This is a genomic window from Geomonas sp. Red32, from assembly GCF_023652955.1.
In the GTDB taxonomy this organism is placed as follows: Bacteria; Desulfobacterota; Desulfuromonadia; order Geobacterales; family Geobacteraceae; genus Geomonas.
This window is the reverse complement of record NZ_JAKLOY010000002.1, coordinates 351,545-368,331: the sequence shown is the minus strand read 5'-3', so window position 1 is coordinate 368,331 and position 16,787 is coordinate 351,545. Positions and strand designations below refer to the sequence as shown.

Annotated in this window: 13 protein-coding genes; 9 read left to right on the top strand and 4 right to left on the bottom strand. The window is 62.7% G+C overall.

What is annotated here, in order from left to right; translation table 11 throughout:
* Positions 1 to 99: 99 nt before the first annotated feature.
* The 4 genes from L4X63_RS08535 to L4X63_RS08520 form a co-directional block, all read right to left on the bottom strand.
* Complete coding sequence (locus tag L4X63_RS08535; RefSeq protein ID WP_250678189.1) at positions 100 to 2,091, bottom strand: solute symporter family protein; 1,992 nt, start codon at positions 2,089 to 2,091, stop codon at positions 100 to 102.
* Between the two features lie 15 nt (positions 2,092 to 2,106).
* Positions 2,107 to 2,418 carry a DUF485 domain-containing protein gene (locus L4X63_RS08530; protein ID WP_250678188.1) on the bottom strand — a complete coding sequence of 104 codons (312 nt, stop codon included), beginning with the start codon at positions 2,416 to 2,418 and terminating at the stop codon, positions 2,107 to 2,109.
* 95 nt (positions 2,419 to 2,513) lie between these two features.
* Complete coding sequence (locus L4X63_RS08525) at positions 2,514 to 3,335, bottom strand: IclR family transcriptional regulator (RefSeq protein WP_250678187.1); 822 nt, start codon at positions 3,333 to 3,335, stop codon at positions 2,514 to 2,516.
* Between the two features lie 275 nt (positions 3,336 to 3,610).
* Positions 3,611 to 3,916 carry a hypothetical protein gene (locus L4X63_RS08520; RefSeq protein WP_250678186.1) on the bottom strand — a complete coding sequence of 102 codons (306 nt, stop codon included), beginning with the start codon at positions 3,914 to 3,916 and terminating at the stop codon, positions 3,611 to 3,613.
* A 358-nt stretch (positions 3,917 to 4,274) separates the two neighbouring features.
* Here L4X63_RS08520 and L4X63_RS08515 point away from each other — a divergent pair, with 358 nt between their 5' ends.
* The 9 genes from L4X63_RS08515 to L4X63_RS08475 all read left to right on the top strand — a co-directional run bounded on the left by L4X63_RS08515 (position 4,275) and on the right by L4X63_RS08475 (position 16,756).
* Positions 4,275 to 5,819 (top strand): cytochrome B6, encoded by a 1,545-nt coding sequence (locus L4X63_RS08515; protein ID WP_250678185.1) that lies wholly within the window; start codon positions 4,275 to 4,277, stop codon positions 5,817 to 5,819.
* A 193-nt stretch (positions 5,820 to 6,012) separates the two neighbouring features.
* The gene (gene recJ / locus L4X63_RS08510) at positions 6,013 to 7,728 is read left to right on the top strand and encodes a single-stranded-DNA-specific exonuclease RecJ (RefSeq protein ID WP_250678184.1); all 1,716 of its coding nucleotides are present in this window, start codon (positions 6,013 to 6,015) and stop codon (positions 7,726 to 7,728) included.
* On the top strand, positions 7,728 to 8,627 hold the full coding sequence (locus tag L4X63_RS08505; RefSeq protein ID WP_250678183.1) for a cation diffusion facilitator family transporter: 900 nt from the start codon (positions 7,728 to 7,730) through the stop codon (positions 8,625 to 8,627). The genes recJ and L4X63_RS08505 overlap by 1 nt, the downstream gene beginning before the upstream one ends.
* Before the next feature lie 251 nt (positions 8,628 to 8,878).
* Positions 8,879 to 9,718, top strand: coding sequence for a cytochrome C (locus L4X63_RS08500; RefSeq protein WP_250678182.1), 840 nt, complete (start codon positions 8,879 to 8,881; stop codon positions 9,716 to 9,718).
* A gap of 604 nt (positions 9,719 to 10,322) precedes the next feature.
* A complete protein-coding gene (locus L4X63_RS08495; protein WP_250678181.1) occupies positions 10,323 to 11,753 on the top strand; it encodes a serine hydrolase domain-containing protein in 1,431 nt (476 codons plus the stop codon).
* A 192-nt stretch (positions 11,754 to 11,945) separates the two neighbouring features.
* Positions 11,946 to 12,083, top strand: a complete 138-nt coding sequence (locus L4X63_RS08490; RefSeq protein ID WP_250678180.1) for a hypothetical protein — start codon at positions 11,946 to 11,948, stop codon at positions 12,081 to 12,083.
* 252 nt (positions 12,084 to 12,335) lie between these two features.
* Positions 12,336 to 13,520: a glycoside hydrolase 100 family protein gene (locus L4X63_RS08485; protein ID WP_250678179.1), complete on the top strand. Its 1,185-nt coding sequence runs from the start codon at positions 12,336 to 12,338 to the stop codon at positions 13,518 to 13,520.
* A gap of 100 nt (positions 13,521 to 13,620) precedes the next feature.
* Positions 13,621 to 13,956 carry a hypothetical protein gene (locus L4X63_RS08480; protein WP_250678178.1) on the top strand — a complete coding sequence of 112 codons (336 nt, stop codon included), beginning with the start codon at positions 13,621 to 13,623 and terminating at the stop codon, positions 13,954 to 13,956.
* A gap of 103 nt (positions 13,957 to 14,059) precedes the next feature.
* Positions 14,060 to 16,756, top strand: a complete 2,697-nt coding sequence (locus L4X63_RS08475; protein ID WP_250678323.1) for a UPF0182 family membrane protein — start codon at positions 14,060 to 14,062, stop codon at positions 16,754 to 16,756.
* Positions 16,757 to 16,787: the final 31 nt, after the last annotated feature.

Genomic DNA, 16,787 nt, shown 5'->3' with positions numbered 1-16,787 from the left:
CTATGGGCGGCCGTAAGCAGGGAAGGGGAGGGGGAAAGAAAAGAAAAGGCTGGTGACCATGGGTCACCAGCCTTTTTTGTGTCCGGGACGGAGCCGGGACTAGTGGTCGATCGCCTTGGCCATGCCGATGCCGGTGTTCTGGCGGACATAGACTTCGTCGAACATCTCTTCGGAGCGGCGGCTCGGGAAGGCAAGGCAGCCGATGATGGCGGCCAGGAAGCCCAGCGGGATCGAGACGATGCCCGGGTTCTTCAGGGTGAAGATCGGCTTGTCGAGGCCCAGGATGGAGGTGCCGTCCTTGTTGGTGTCGTAATCCTTTCTGGCCTTGGCGAGCGCCTTCAGGTCCTTCTCGTCGAGGGTGGCACCGGCCGGGAGGGTGGCCTGCTTCTTCTCCATGGCGGTGATGACCTTCTTCGCGCCGGCGGCGACCGCCTTCGGATAGGTCATGTTGGGGGAGACCATCACCAGGACGATGGAGCAGACGGTGCCGACCACCAGGCCGGAGATGACGCCGCCGGTGTTGAACTTCCTCCAGAAGAGCGAGAGGACGACGACCGGGAGGTTTCCGGAAGCGGCCACCGCGAAGGCGAGCGCCACCAGGTGGGCGACGTTCTGGTTCTCCGCCATGATGCCGATGATGATGCCGCAGGTGCCAACCACCACGGAGGTGAGACGGGCGGCGAACATCTGCTCGTTCTGGTCGGCATGGCCGTCCTTGATCACGTTCACGTAGATGTCGTGGGCGATGGCGGCGGAGGCGGCGAGCACCAGGCCGGAGACCACGGCGAGGATGGTGGCGAAGGCGACCGCGCAGAGGAAGGCGAGGAAGAGGTCGCCGATGACCGGGGCGATGTCGGCACCAAGTTTCTCGGCCAGCATCAGGGTGGCCATGTTGCCGCCGGCGTCGATGGACTTGATCCCCTGCGGGGAGAGGCTGATGGCGGCGCCGAAGCCCAGGAGGGTGGTGAGGATGTAGAAGCCGCCGATCAGGAACATGGCGATGATGACCGACTTGCGGGCGGCCTGGGCGGTCGGGACGGTGAAGAAGCGCATGAGGATGTGTGGCATGCCGGCGGTGCCGAGCACGAGAGCCATGCCGAGCGAGATCTGGTCAAGCGGGTTCTTGAGGAACAGGCCCGGCTCCAGGAAGCGCTGGCCGGCGTCCACGCCGTTGAGGATGATGCCGTCTTTGAGGACCATCTTGGAGACGTGATCCTGGATCTCGGGGTTGGAGACGATGGAGCTGAAGAAGCCGATCGGGTTGAAGCCTGCCTTGGCCATGACCAGCACGGAGAGGAGGAAGGCGCCCGCCATCAGGAGGCCGGCCTTGATGATCTGGACCCAGGTGGTGGCGACCATGCCGCCGAAGACGACGTAGCCGACCATGAGGATGCCGACGCCGATGATGGAAGCCTTGTAGGGGATGCCGACCAGAAGGGCCATCAGCTTGCCTGCGCCGACCATCTGGGCGGTGAGGTAGAAGGTGGCGACCGAAACGGTGGAGATGGCGGCGATGGCGCGGACCGGCTTGGGCGAGGTGCGGAAGGAGAGGATGTCGCCCAGGGTGTACTTGCCTGCGTTACGGCACGGCTCGGCCACGATCAGGAGCACGGTGATGTAGGCCACCAGCCAGCCGACCGAGTACATGAACCCGTCGTAGCCGTAGAGCGAGATGAGGCCGGAAATACCGAGGAAGGAGGCTGCCGACATGTAGTCGCCGGCGATCGCCCAGCCGTTCTGGGCACCGGTGATCCCGCCGCCTGCGGCGTAGAAGTCGGATGCGGTCTTGGTCTTCTTGGCCGCCCACACGACGATCCCCATGGTGATGCCGATGATGAGGACGAACATCCCGATGGTGATGGTGCGGTTGGCCTTGAGCTCCTTCTTGGCCGGGGCCGGAGCGGGGGCCGCTACCGCGGATTTCTCGGCGGCGGGGGCGGCTTGGGTGGCGGCCGGAGCGGCGCCCTGGGCTGCGGGGGCGCTCATGGCGGCGGGGGAGGCCGCGGGAGCCTTGGCAGGCTCATCGGCAAAGGCGGCACCGGCCAGTGAGAGGGCCAGTGAGGCGGCGATGAAGATCTTTTTGAAGGTCATGGTGTTCTCCTCTCGTTAGATGTGCAGTTCGTCGATGAGTTCTTTGGTCAGGCGGTCGAAGTCCTTGTTGGCTACGTGGGAGTAGTACAGCGCGATCCCCCAGGAGACGAAAAACTGGGAGAGGGCGAAGATGTAGCCGAAGTTGATGGGGCCGATGAGCTTGATCTTGAAGATGCCGGGGGTGTAGGCGGCGCCCAGGGGGAGCAGGAAGTAGTAGACGCAGCTGAAGATCCACCATCCGAAGAGGAAAGCGGACTTCTTGTGGTGAAGTTCTACGAACTTCGGATTCCTGGCGATCGCTGACCAGTCATACTTTTTTTCTGCCATGGTTCGTTCCTCCGTTTGAAATCGGTTGCCCAGCTTGGGTTGAAGGGAAGTCTCGCTCGGCGAGAGGTGATGGTGTCCTTGCCGTCTCGGTCTCCTTAAGCCGGGAGGTAGCCGAATCTCGCGGAGATGAGCCCCGCCCCCTCCTGGAGGGAAGGGATGATCTCGTTCTCGATCCGGTCCGCCAGCATCCGGAAGGATGGGCCGAGCATGGTGATGGCACCCACCACCTTCCCGGCGTAATCGCGCACCGCAACCGCGACGCTGATGATGCCGTCGCCGAGCCCGCCGCAGTCTACGGCGACTCCGGTGGCGCGAATCTGCTGCAGTTCGCTCGCCAAGCGCTCAAGGTCCGGCTCCCGGACCAGGCCGTCGTCACGGCGGCAGATCCGCTCCAGGAGGTCCCAGGAGTCGACGGCCTTGAGGACCTTCCCCGCCGCGTTGGTGAAAAAGGGAAACTTCCTGCCGGTCAGCGGGTACGCCTTGATCGGCTGGCAGCAATCCACCATGTTCAGGAAGAGCACCTCGTTATCCCTGATGACCGTCATGTAGACCGCTTCGTCATGCTTGCGCGCGAGGTCCTCCATGATGGGATGGGCGTAGGTGACGAGACTCGATCCGTCGGCGGGCTCATGCAGCATCTTCTTGGTATGTCTGGTCATGTTTTCGCTTTCGATGAGCTTCTGCCCCAGGGTGATGGTCCTGGCTCCCAGCCCGTACTCGCCGGTCACGCTGTCGCGCTCCACGAGCCCCTTCTCGTTGAGGGTGGCCAAAAGGCGGTAGGTCTTGTTGCGGCTGAAACCGATACCATCTGCCAGGGTATCGAGGGAGAGCTGCTCCCTGCTTTCCGCCAGTTTTTCCAGTACTTCCAGCGCTTTTTTGACGTTCAACACCGTGTAGGTGCATTCCTTGTCTCGCATATAGACCTCGAGCGGGCGCCCCGGAGCCGGCAGAAAGCGGGCGTGGGGGGACGCGGTACACGTAGTGCCACGGGGAACTGGAGGGTTCTTTCCCGTTTACGCGACTGATTGATGAAACTAGGTACTGCCAGACCCCTAAGGCACGGAGGAGAGCCCGGGAGCTTTGCTCGATGCCGCGGGACGCGATGATTCGATCACCGGGTGACGGACGGCGGAGCCACGGAATAGGTCAGGCGGTACACGACTGCAATGGTGAAGGGTGACGCAGGGTGGGCTTAGGCTGGTGGTGCTCGAGAGTGACGGGTCGCGATGAGCTGGACGGAATGGAGGGGGGGGATAACGGTTTCGGGATGGTCATAGACCGGGGGGGTAGCCAGCGAGACTACCGGGGGGGGCGGGAGCTCCGCAAATGCCTGGCAGTCGAAGGCCTTGGCATCCGCTACCTTCACGCTGGTTTCGACAACCGCGCGCGGCCGCTGTTTCGGTCCCTTGTTATGCTCAAGGGCCGGGTTCCTCATCCCGAGGGTGATGAGGAGGCTTGCCAGCAGGCAAATGGTAGTTGTGAGGAAAAGTTTTCTCACGTTCGGGGCCTTTTCGTTCGCTGCAAATTCGAATTGAATTCGTTATAGAAAATATAACGACATCTCAAAAAAATGCAACAACTTTTTTGGTCCTGCGGTAACCCCGCTGTAATACATGGAAAAATAGCGGAAACGTATTTAAACGGTGTGTGTGCAGATACCGTTTTATCGGCTGCCTGCGGCCGGATGACCGGGAGGATACGGGGGGGGGGGAGGCTTCCGACAGAACGCGATTACAGTCGATAACGGACCGGTTTGGTCGAGGACGCCCTGGGCCGGCGCCGGGTTTTCTTGACTTGAGCCCCCCGGATGGCACACTTTCCCTTTGTATTAAAAAACACCAATAAAATAGCGTGCAATGATGCCCAAACCGTCAGGAAAAGCAGTTGCCATGGCCGCCTTCGCCGTCGTGGCGTTGGCTGCGTCTCGAGGATGGTCCGAGCTTAAGACTCAGCAGACTCAGCAGATGCCGCCGGACGCCGTCATGGAGGCGCAGACTCCCCGCGAGCTGCCGGCCGCCCGGCCGGAGCAGAAAAAGAGCCCGCACGACCTCTCCGATGTCTTCAAAGCCACCAGCGCCCAGCCGGAATCCCCGGCCTTCAACCACCAGCCCAAGGAGGGCAAGAACTCCGGCTTCGACTGCTACCGCGATCCGCTCAACACCGACAGGCCGATGACCACTTTCGAGGAGGTCTACCGCAAGGACGTTTCCGAGCGCCCCAAGGTGAACGATACTCAGAAGCGGCTGCTCGAGAGCAGGTACGACCTCACTCCGCATCTCTCCCCCGACGTCCGGATGACCCGCGGCAAGCCGGTCGCGGTCGGTCCCACCGCCCGCCTGGCCCGCGGCATGAGTTGGGACAAGCTGGCAGGGCTCGCTCCCGAGGAGATCAGGCGCGAGGGAATGTTCCCGTATCCTCCGCTGCCGCATCCGAAGCAGGCCACCGGCGGGCAGCTCTTCCCGAAGATGCAGATCGACATGTTCCCCCGTCTGCAGCGCTTCGACGTGGACTTCGACCTTCCCGATGCCTTCCTTCCGGAATTCCCCCCGGCCATCTTCCTCCAGAGCCGCCCGGAGCTGGGTGACGTTTCGCGCGGCGAGGTGGTCTCCATCAACAACTACTACCGGCTGTTCAAGGACATCCTCACCCCCGTCCAGCTCGACGGCCTCAGGATGCTTCTCACTCCCTTCCCCCAGGAAGAGTTCAACCCGACCGACGACCGCAAATCCGCCCAGCCGAGCCTCGGCGTGGCCTGCTTCGACTGCCACGTGAACGGCCACACCACCGGCCAGTTCCACCTAAGCCCCGACATCCGTCCCCAGGAGCGGCGCTTCAGGCTCGACACCGTGAGCCTCCGAGGGGTCTTCAACCAGCAGATCCATTCCTCCAAGCGGAGCCTCCGTTCGGTGGAGGACTTCACCGAGTTTGAGCAGCGGACCGCCTACTTCAACGGGGACGAGATCCACGCCGCCAAGAAGGGGATGAACATCCTGAACCGGGTGCAGGTCTCCCACATGGCGCAGATGCAGAACATGCTGGATGTGCCGCCGGCTCCCAAGCTCGATTCCGCCGGCTACCTGATCCCCGGGAAGGCGACTCGGGCGGAGGTCTCGGGGCAGCAGATCTTCTTCGGCAAAGGGAGATGCTCCACCTGCCACCAGCCTCCCTTCTACATGGATCAGCAGATGCACGACCTGCAGCTCGAGCGCTTCACCCGCGAGCCCGGGGACGGGGCGATCAAGACCTTCACCCTGCGGGGCATCAAGGAGAGTCCGCCGTACCTGCACGACGGCCGCTGCTTCACGTTGGAGGACACCGTCGAGTTCTTCAACCTGGTGCTGTTCTTGAGGCTCAATCCCCAGGAGAAATCCGACCTGGTTGCCTTCCTGAGAGTCCTCTAGGCAGGTCCGGCCGGCCGCCAGCTTTCCGCGATTCTGTCAACGACGGAGCACGGTCACTGGCGGCCGGTTTGTGTCTGTCCCCATTGTTTCTTTCATGCTATAGTGCCCCCTGCCGATTCTCTCTGACACTTTTAATCAATTCCCTGAGAGAGTGGTAATATTGCAAGAGTCTTGAAACCTTTCCGGAGATTGAATGCAGCCCGTCACTCACAGAATCTGGCGGTCGAGGCAGGCGGAACCGGGGGCTTCGGAGCGGGTTGCCGCTTCCGGGGTCTCCCCCCTCATGGCCCGGCTCCTCGCCAACCGCGGCATCGCCGATACCGGCGCTGCCCAAGCCTATCTTAATCCCACCCTCTCGACCCTTCACGATCCGATGCTCCTTGCCGGGATGGAGACCGCGGTGGAGAGGCTCGCCCTCGCCCTCACCCGTGGCGACCGGGTCTGCGTACACGGGGACTACGACGTCGACGGCGTCACCTCGGTGGCGCTTTTGATCGGTTTCTTCCGCGAGGTGGGGATCGACGCCTTTTCCTACATACCCAAACGGCTGACCGAAGGGTACGGCCTCTCCTCGCAGGGGGTAACGGCGGCGGAAGAGGGGGGGGCGAGCGTCCTCATCACCGTCGACTGCGGCATCACCTCCCATGCCGAGGCGTCACTTTGCCGCGAGAAGGGGATCGATCTCATCATCACCGACCACCACTCGCCGGGCGATACGCTTCCCGGCGCCTATGCCGTGATCAACCCGCTCCAGCCCGGGTGCCGGTATCCCTTCAAGTCGCTCGCCGGGGTGGGGGTCGCCTTCCACCTCGTCATCGCGCTCAGGTCGCGGCTGAGGGAGCAGGAGCTCCTCAAGGGGAAGGAGCCCGATATCCGCGGGTACCTCGACCTGGTCGCCCTCGGCACGGTGGCGGACGTGGTCCCCTTGCTCGGGATCAACCGCGCCCTGGTGAGCTATGGCCTGAAGCAGCTGAGCCTGGGGAACCGGGTAGGGGTGCGGGCGCTCAAGGATGTCTCCGGCGTGGTGGGGGAGGTGGGGTGCGGCGCAGTCGGCTTCCGGCTGGCCCCCCGCATCAACGCGGCCGGGCGCCTGGAGGACGCGGCGGTCGGCCTCGAGCTGCTGCTCACCTCCGATCCGGTCAAGGCCAAGGCCATCGCCACCCAGCTCGACGACAGTAACGCCGAGCGGCAGGCGATCGAGCGGGCGACCCTGGAAGAGGCGCGGGTAATGCTGAAGGAGGGGGCCTGCCGGGGGAGAAAGAGCATCGTGCTCGGCTCCAAGCTCTGGCATCCCGGGGTGGTGGGGATCGTCGCCTCCCGTATCGCCGAGCTCTTCCACCGCCCGGTGATCCTCTTCGCCCTCGAGGACGGCACCGGAAGGGGCTCCGGCCGCAGCATCCCGAGCTTTCACCTTCTGGACGCCATCCGCAGCTGCGCCGATCATCTCCTCAAATACGGAGGACACAGCCACGCGGCCGGGGTCTCCATCGCCGAGGAAGAGCTCGAGCGCTTCGCCCTGAGCTTCGACGAGGCGGCCGCGGGTGCCCTCGATGCCGAGGCTCTGGTCCCGGTCCTTCCCTACGATGCCGAACTCTCCCCCGCCCAGGTGGACGAGGGGCTTCCCGCCGAGCTCGAGCGGATGAAGCCGTTCGGGATGGGGAACCCGGAGCCCTCTTTCCTCCTCAAGGGGGCGGAGGTGCGCGAGTGCCGCGTGCTGAAGGGGGGACACCTCAAGTTGCGGATCGCCGGCCAGGGGAAAAGCTTCGACGCCATCGGCTTCGGCCTGGCCGAGAAGGAGCCCGGCATCGGGGAGCGGATCGACCTGGTCTTCACCGCCGGTTTCAACGACTGGAACGGCAAGCGCTCGCTGCAGCTGACGGTAAAGGACCTTCGTCCGGAGGAGAGCTAGTGCTGAGGGGGGAGCGGTTTAACAAGGCCGACCGGGTCATGCGGGTCGGATTCTGGATCAACTTCCTCCTGATGGGAATGAAGCTCGCCGCCGGTCATTACGGCCGCTCCGAAGCGGTCTTCGCCGACGGCATCGAGAGCGCCTGCGATTTCGTCGCCATCGCCATGACCTTCTTCGCCCTCAAGGTCGGGAGAAAGCCGTACGACGCCGACCACCCCTACGGCCACGGCAAGGTCGAAAGCCTCTCCGCCATCATGATCTCGCTGGTCATCGGGGGCACCGGCGCCTGGATCCTCTATTCCGCCGTCACTACCGTGGTGGAAAACGACTACGCTACCCCGGCCCTCATTGCGGTCCTGGCGGCGGCGGTCACCATCGTAGTCAAGGAAGCGCTCTACCGGTACTCGGTGCAGGTGGGGGACCAGCTGAAGAGCCCGGCTCTCCTCGCCATCGCCAAGGACCACCGCAAAGACGCCATCACCTCCATCGCCACCCTGATCGGGGTCGGCGGCGCCTACCTAGGGGTGAAGGTGATGGACCCCATCGCCGCCGGTCTCACCTCGCTGGTCATCTTCAAGATCGGCTACGACACCTTCCGCACCTCGGCCCACGAACTGATGGACGGCCTTCCGGAGCAGGAGATGGTGACCGCCATCGCCGACATCGCCCGTGCCGTGGCCGGGGTCGACCGCGTCCACGAGATCAGGGCGCGCCACTCCGGGCAGTTCGTGATTGTCGACCTTAAACTCGACATGGACCCGGAGATGACCGTCAAACGCTCCCACGAAATCGCCACCGAGGTGAAGCGGCTCATCTTCGAGACCTTTCCCAACGTGGGCGATGTCATGATTCACATAAACCCCTCCGACGTTCCTCACGAGGACCTCATCAGGCTGTAGCCCGAGTCACTAGATCCCCGCTTTTCCTATCGGACAGTTTTTGTCTTCTTTTCTTTAAGTAAAAAACTATCACGTTCACGACACAGCCGGCTTCGCCCCCTCTATCTGTGCCTTGCCAAAACCTGTAGAATTCATTGCCGCATCGGCCGGAAAATCCGCATACAGTATACATATCTCTCTTGACAGACCATTTGCGAAGGTAGTATTAAGGTCAATCGTGTTTTTAAGAAAAAATGTTATTGGGAGGAGAGATGAAGAAGATTAATCGCCTTACTCTGCTGCTGGTGGCGATACTGCTGGTAGCTTCCAGCGCGTTCGCTGCCAAGCTCGCTACCGTGGATATCCCGGTGGATGCTCAGATGTACGCCGCGACCCCGGCTCCGCTGGCCCCGAATCAGTGCGCCCAGTGCCACACCGGTCAGTTCGGTTCCCTCAAGGAGAACGGTGGCAAGCACCGCTTCGACTGCCAGCAGTGCCACAAGGTGATCCACGCTTATAACCCGAACAAGGCCAACTACGCGGAGATCATGCCGAAGTGCTCGCAGTGCCACATCGACATTCACGGCCCGGCGAACAAAGACTGCTCCTCCTGCCACGCCAATCCGCACGCTCCGCGCAAAGTCGCCATGACCCCGCGTCTGACCAGCTCCTGCGCCACCTGCCACCCGGGTCCCAAGGCCGACCTCGTCGCCTTCCCGAGCAAGCACTCCCTGCTGGGCTGCGAGCGCTGCCATACTTCCCACGGCTTCAAGCCTTCCTGCGCCAAGTGCCACAAGCCGCACTACGAAGGTCAGGCTTACACCACCTGCACCAAGTGCCACTCGGTTCACAAGCCGAAGAAGGTCACCTACACCGCTACCGAGCCGGCTGCCACCTGCGGTTCCTGCCACAAGGTCATCTACGGCAAGTGGAGCAAGACTCCGTCCCGTCATAAGAACGTGAACTGCGCACAGTGCCACCACGACAAGCACGGCTACATCCCGCAGTGCACCGAGTGCCACAAGCAGCCGCACCCGGCCGGCATCCTCCAGAAGTTCCCGAAATGCCTTGGCTGCCACCTCGACGTCCACGACCTGCCGAGCATGAAGTAAGCCGGTCGTAGTCCTTGCCGTACCAAAGCCCCGGGGGAAACTCCGGGGCTTTTTCTTACCCGATCGGCGGCCATCTTCCGCTTGGACAAACTCTCCCTCTCCGGCACCAAGGTGGCCTGTCAATGGGCCGGCGGTTTCTCCCTGACAGTCACCGGGACGGCCTGTCTTGGCTTCTCCTGCCATCATTACGCTATTCCGCGTATCCATCTTCCCGCCGTCTCCGCAGAGTTCAGAGGACCCAACCTTTCGATAGGGTTGAGACACTTGTTTTAGGTTTCCGTATCTATCGAAAAAAACACTGTTCTTATTATCTCCAAGAAGATATAATGGCCCACGATTTACTGTGCCATTAAAGAGGTCTGCTGACGTGGCCGGTGGGGTCGTAGCCGTCGAAACGCGGAGATCGAAACCTTCCTGTCAGAGAATCCGCCGATTATGAGATTGAGTTAACGGAGCAGGTGCTGCCGCTCCAATGATTGATTGTGTGACCTGAGTCACATGGAAACCGCGATAGCTCGCGTATCTTTATGCAGAGCCCGGCACCTACCTCCCCTTCGGGTTGATCGAGAGCTATCCCCTGTTCCCTTTATCAAGTAGGTGTTTCGTGCGCGTTATCATTACCCTCGCAATAGCTGGCAGCCTGCTGGTCACCTCGGTTTCCCGTGCCTCCGTCACCCCCGTTCCCCTCGAGTCGACCTCGCAACGCATTTCCACCATGGAGGCGCTGCTTGACCGCGCCATGGCCCAGAACCTGATCGCCGGCGGCGTGGTCGTCATCGGCAACAGTCAGGGGATCATCGCCACCTCGGCACGCGGGCACCTCACCTCCGCCGCCGGCTCTCCGCCGCTTGACGAGCATACTATCTTCGATATCGCCTCCCTGACCAAGGTGGTGGCCACCGCTCCGGCGGTCATGAAGCTCCTCGACGAGGGAAAGATCGCCCTCACCGACCCGATCTCCCGCTGGTTCCCCGAATTCGCCCAGCCCGGCCGCAGCGAGATCACCGTACAGCATCTCTTAACCCACACCTCGGGGCTCGACGACGTCTCGGTTCCCTCCGATCAGCCGATGCAGTCGGCCATCCGCAAGGCCGCCGCCGAGAGGCGCTCGTCCACCGGCCGCTTCCACTACGCGGACATCAACTTCATCCTGCTCGGCGAACTGGTCCGCCGCGTCTCCGGCAGCTCCCTGGACGCCTTCTGCCAGAACGAGATCTTTGGCCCTCTTGGCGATCGCGAGACCATGTTCCTTCCCTCCCGCGCCATGGAGGCTTCCATCGCCCCCACCTCGGGATACTCCCCCGGCGTGGTGCAGGATCCCAATGCCCGCCGGCTTGGCGGCGTTGCCGGTCACGCGGGGCTCTTCACCTCCGCCTACGACCTTTCCCGCTATGCGAGGCTCATGCTGGGGAAGGGGACCCTCGGCAACCAGCGGGTGCTCTCCGAGCAGGTGGTCGCCGAGATGACCTCCCCCCACTCGTGCAGTAACGGCCAGGTTTGGCGCGGGCTCGGCTGGGACATGAACTCTCCCTTCGCGGCCCCCAAGGGGAGCCTCTTCTCAGATGCATCCTTCGGCCATACCGGCTACAGCGGCTCCTCGATCTGGATCGACCCCAAGCAGGATCTCTTCGTCATCCTGCTGACCCGGCGGGTCAACTACCGCGATACCCACAGCTTCAACCAGCTCCGCCGCGAGGTCTCCACCGTGGCATCCGCTACCTACAACGGCGGCACTGTCCCGTTCGCGATCAACGACGACGCCCTGCTTGCCGAGGCCGCCGCGGTTGACTCCGAGCCGGCTCCCCCCCCGGGACGCATCGAGGTCTACGAGAAGGAAGGCATCCTGGTCGCCACCAACATCCACCATACCGCTCCCGAGCACGTGCAGCCCCGGCGCGAAGCCGTCCAGCACCATGCCTCCAAGGTGGTGAAGTCTTCCGCCAAAAAGTGCAGCGTCCGTAAGGGGCGGGTCTCGAGAGTGGCCAAGTCCGAGGGGAGGGCGCACTCCAGGAAACGCCGCCCTGTCAGAGGCTGACCTCCAGGGAAGAGCCACTTTCTCAGCGTTTCACCCCACTGGCAAAGATTCCGCCCCCCGCTCTATTAACCTTAAAAAAACCTATTGATTCTCTCTCAGGGCTGTGGTAAGTTCCGGCATTAGCGTTTTCTTATACAGTGGTATGAAGGGAGCAATGCCATGGCGAGCCAGAGTTCGACTTTGGATCTTGGTATGCTGTGTCGCTTTTGCGACAACCTGACCTTCCATCTCCCGGAGGTGGACGGACTTACCCCAGAACAGCGCAGGGACATCGAGGAGTTGTGCAAGCTCTGCATTGACAACCTCAAGCGCTGTGCCGTGAACGGCTGACACTCGAACCCTGAGTGCAGCCGGACCCACCCCACCGGAAGGTCCCGGGTCATAGCGACCGGGACCTTCTTTGTTTCTGTTACCCTCCCGTACTTTCAACGGCTCCCCTTCGATACTTTCATTCCTTTCTCCTGCCGGTCCGGCACTCGTCTACTGTGTGGTAAAGTTGGCTTGATAGTATCTGGACGAGATCTCTCTGGTATGGCCATTCTCACAGGGCCAGGTTCAACCAGACCCGGTCAAGGAGCCCTCATGCGGGAACCGGATTACGGCCTGCTCGCTGCCTGTTACGACGAGGCGCTCGCCCTGCTGCGGGAGAATTCCACCCCGGAAGGGGTGCTGGCGTCGGCCCGCAGCAAGAAGGCGTCGGCACGAAGCTATGACAGCATCTTCGCGCGGGATGTGGCCATCTGCGCCGTAGGGATGGCGGTCAGCGGGGATGCCGGCCTGATGGCGACCGGGCGGGCGGGTATCCTGACGCTGGCGGCGGCCCAGGCCGGAAACGGGCAGATCCCCAAGTTCGTCAGGCCGGTTTCCGGCGAGGCGGATTTCTGGTATGCGGGGTGTATCGACGCGACCCTCTGGTGGCTGATCGCCATCTCCCTGCTGGACCGCCTCGATCCCCGCCAGCGCCTGGCCGGCGAGCTCTCCTCCGGGATCGCCGCCGCGCTCAACTGGCTTTTCTGCCAGGAGCATCAGAGCTGGTTTCTCCTGCAGCAAAACGAGGCGAGCGACTGGGCGGACATCATGCCGCGCTCGGGCTTCGTCCTCTACACGAACGCCCTCTGGTACTGGACCAAGCGCCTCTACGCCATCCCCACGGCACCCCAGACCCGCGACTTCGCCAATCTCTTCTTCTGGCCCTACGGGAACGTAGTCCCCGAACAGCGGCGGGCCCGGCTCCTCATGCACTACATCCGCAACCGCTCCAAACCGTCCCCGTTTTTTCTCAGCCATGTGAACCTCTCCACCTGGGGGGAGGAGGTCGACGTCTTCGGCAACATCCTCGCCTACCTGGCCGGTGTCGGGTCCCCCTCCGGGGCCTGCCAGGCGGTGGGGAGGCTCGTCAGGATGAAGGCGAACCGGCCGTATCCCGTCCGGGTGGTCGGTTTCCCGATCGCCTGGGGAAACCCCGCCTGGCGGGCCTACATGGGGCGCCATCGCCAGAACCTCCCCTGGCAGTACCATAACGGCGGCATCTGGCCCTTCGTGGGGGGCTTCTGGATACTCCTGCTGGCCAGGCTCGGCCAGACGCGGGAGGCGTGGGAGGAGCTGGAGGCGATGGCGGCCGCCTGCCGGATCAACGGGTGGGAGTTCAACGAATGGCTGCACGGGGAAACCGGCGAGCCGATGGGGATGGCGCGCCAGTCCTGGAACGCCGCCCTGTACCTGCTGGCCTACCGCACGCTCAAGGACCGGGTGCGGTATCTGCCGTAGGGAGACCTTGGTGGTACTATTGAAGCTATTGCAGGGGAGGGTGGTCATACTCCAGGATCGGCGACACAGGAATCGGCCGGACTGACACAGGAGGCGCCCCATGATCTATCTGCTGATGCTCGTCAAGACTGCAGGCTGGCTGTTCGCCTTCTGGTTCGGAATCAGGGGCGGGATGAGGCGGATGCTGTGCTGGGCAGCCGCCGCCACTCTCTTTCTTACCGCCGCCGATGTCGTGTACCGCTGGGCAGGCCCGGCGGTGGCCGCCTCGCTGGTGACCCTTCTTCTCTACGCCCTGATGTCCTTTCTGCTCATACCGGTCGCCTGGAAAGTACGCAATCCCGCCGTGACGCTCGCCTGTCACGTGGCCGGTACCTGCGGCGCCTACAGCTTCGTCTATTTCGCCATGAATTTCCTCAGTACCCGTCTGCCGCTGTGAATGTGAATCCATTCCTCGATTAGGGCATTCTCTCATAGTGCATTGGCATTAAGCCGTGATACTATTAGAAGAACTCTGCTAAAAACATCCAATGGGGACCCAGATGCTCAAGAACAAGCCCTTCATCCTACTGCTGCTGATTCTGTTCGTACTGGTTCCCTCCTTCTCGTTGCTGGTTAACTTCTACACCGACTGGCTCTTCTTCACCGAGACCGGCTTTCTCTCCATCCTCAAGACCAACATCGCCGCCCAGGCCGCCTCCGGGCTCTCCTGCGGGCTGTTCTTTCTCTTCTTCCTGCTGACCAATCTCCACTTTGCCTTTCACGCCACCGCCAACGTAACCCGTATCCACCGCCAGGGGGGGAACGTCTACCAGCTGCGGGCCGACCAGGCCGCCCACCTGATCAAGCCGGTCAGCATCCTGATCTGCTTCCTGCTGGCCCTGATGGCGGGGAACTGGGGTGCTGCCCAATGGCGCGAGGCGCTCCTTTTCCTTAACGGCATCACGGTGGGGACGCCGGACCCGGTGCTCGGGCAGGATGTCGGCTTCTACCTTTTCTCCCTCCCGCTTCTGGAGGCGATCCACGGCATGCTGGGCGGCCTCTTCCCGCTTGCCGCGCTGCTGGTCGCCGCCATGTACTACCTCCGGGGCGGGATCTCGATCACCCCGCAGGGGGCGGTCCTCGACCCGAAGCTTCGTAAGCACCTCGCCGTGCTCGCCTTCCTGTACGGCCTGAACCTCGGCTTCGGCTTCTTCCTGGACGGCTTCGAGCTCCTCCTGGGCGGGACCGGGAGCTTCCACGGGGCGGGCTATACCGACGTCAACGCCCGCCTGGTCACCTTCCGTGCCTTGACCGTTCTTGCTCCCATTGCCGGTGCCGTCTTCGCGGCCGGCCTCTGGAAGAATAACTGGCGCCTCACCGTGGCTCCCCCGGTGGTGATCTTCGGTGCCTACCTGCTGGGAGTGGCCCTCTATCCGAGCCTTTTGCAGAAGTTCAAGGTCGCCCCCAACGAGCTCGACCTGGAGACCCCCTACATCAAGAACAGCATCAAGTTCACCCGCATGGGGTACGACTTGGAGAAGATACAGACCATCCCCTTCGACGTCGATCTTAAGCTCTCCGCCGCCGACATCACCGCCAACCAGGCGACCATCAAGAACATCCGGCTCTGGGACACCGAGCCCCTTTTGAAGACCTACAGCCAGCTGCAGCAGATCCGTACCTACTACCGCTTCTTCGATGTCGATAACGACCGCTACCTGGTCAACGGCCGCTATACCCAGGTGATGCTCTCGCCGCGCGAGCTTTCCTACAACGACCTCCCAAGCCGCAACTGGATCAACGAGCGGCTGATCTTCACCCACGGCAACGGCCTCACCATGGGGCCGGTCAGCAGGATCAGCAAGGAAGGGCTCCCCGAGTTCTTCCTGAAAGACATCCCGCCGGTCAGCCTGGCCGACATCAAGGTGACCCGCCCGGAGATCTACTACGGCGAACTCTCCAACGACTACGTGGTGGTCCGCACCAAGGTCCCCGAATTCAGCTACCCGACCGCCACCGGGAACATCAACACCACCTACAGCGGGAAAGGGGGCGTCTCCATCCATTCCCTGGCCCGCAAGGCGCTCTTCGCCGCCCGCTTCAAGTCCGACAAGCTGCTCCTCTCCTCCGACATCACGCCGCAGAGCCGGATCCTCTATTACCGCAACATCCTCGAGCGGGTCCGCACCCTGGCGCCCTTTCTGCGCTTCGACAACGATCCCTACCTGGTCGTGAACGGCTCCGGCGGGCTCACCTGGATGATCGACGCCTACACCTATTCGGACCGGCTCCCGTACTCCAACCCCTTGAAGGGGGGGATCAACTACATGAGGAACTCGGTAAAGGTCAGCATCGATGCCTACGACGGCAAGGTGACCTTCTACCTGTACGATCCCTCTGACGTCATGGCCAAGGTCTATTCCCGCATCTATCCCGGCCTCTTCAAACCCGCCTCCGCCATGCCCGAGGACCTGCGGCGCCACGTCCGCTATCCGCACCAGTTCCTCCTCTTGCAGGCCTCCGTCTTCGCCTCCTACCACATGACCGATCCCAAAGTCTTCTACAACAAGGAGAACCTCTGGGAGATCCCGGTAATGGGCGATAAGCAGCTGGAGCCGTACTACACGGTCATGAAGCTTCCGGGAGAGAAGAGCGAAGAGTACATCCTCCTCCTTCCCTTCACCCCCTCCAAACGCGACAACCTGGCGGCCTGGCTCACCGCCCGCTGCGACGGCGACAACTACGGCAAGATCATGGCCTACACCTTCCCGCGCGACCGCCTGATCTACGGCCCGAAGCAGATCGATGCCCGCATCAACCAGGACGCCTTGATCTCCCAGCAGCTCACCCTCTGGAACCAGCGCGGCTCCGAGGTGATCCGCGGGAGCATGCTGGTGATCCCGATCGAGAAGTCGCTCCTCTACGTGCAGCCCCTTTACCTGGTGGCCGAGAAGGGGGGGCTTCCCGAGTTGCGGCGGGTGATCGTCGCCTACGGGGACGACGTGGTCATGGAGCAGACCCTGGAGCTTGCCCTGCAGAAGATCTTCGGCGGCAAGATCGCCGGCGAGGCGCCACCGGCTTCCTCCGCCCAGGCCGCTCCGGCCGCCGCAGGCCCGCCGCAGTCGGCCCAGCAGCTGGCCCGTGAGGCGATGGCTATCTACGAGCGGGCCACCAATCTCCAGCGCCAGGGGGACTGGGCCGGCTACGGAGAAGAGCTTCGCAAGCTGCAGCAGGTATTGAAGCGGCTCGCACAGTAACTAAACCGGGTACCTCCATCCTTCTTCCCCG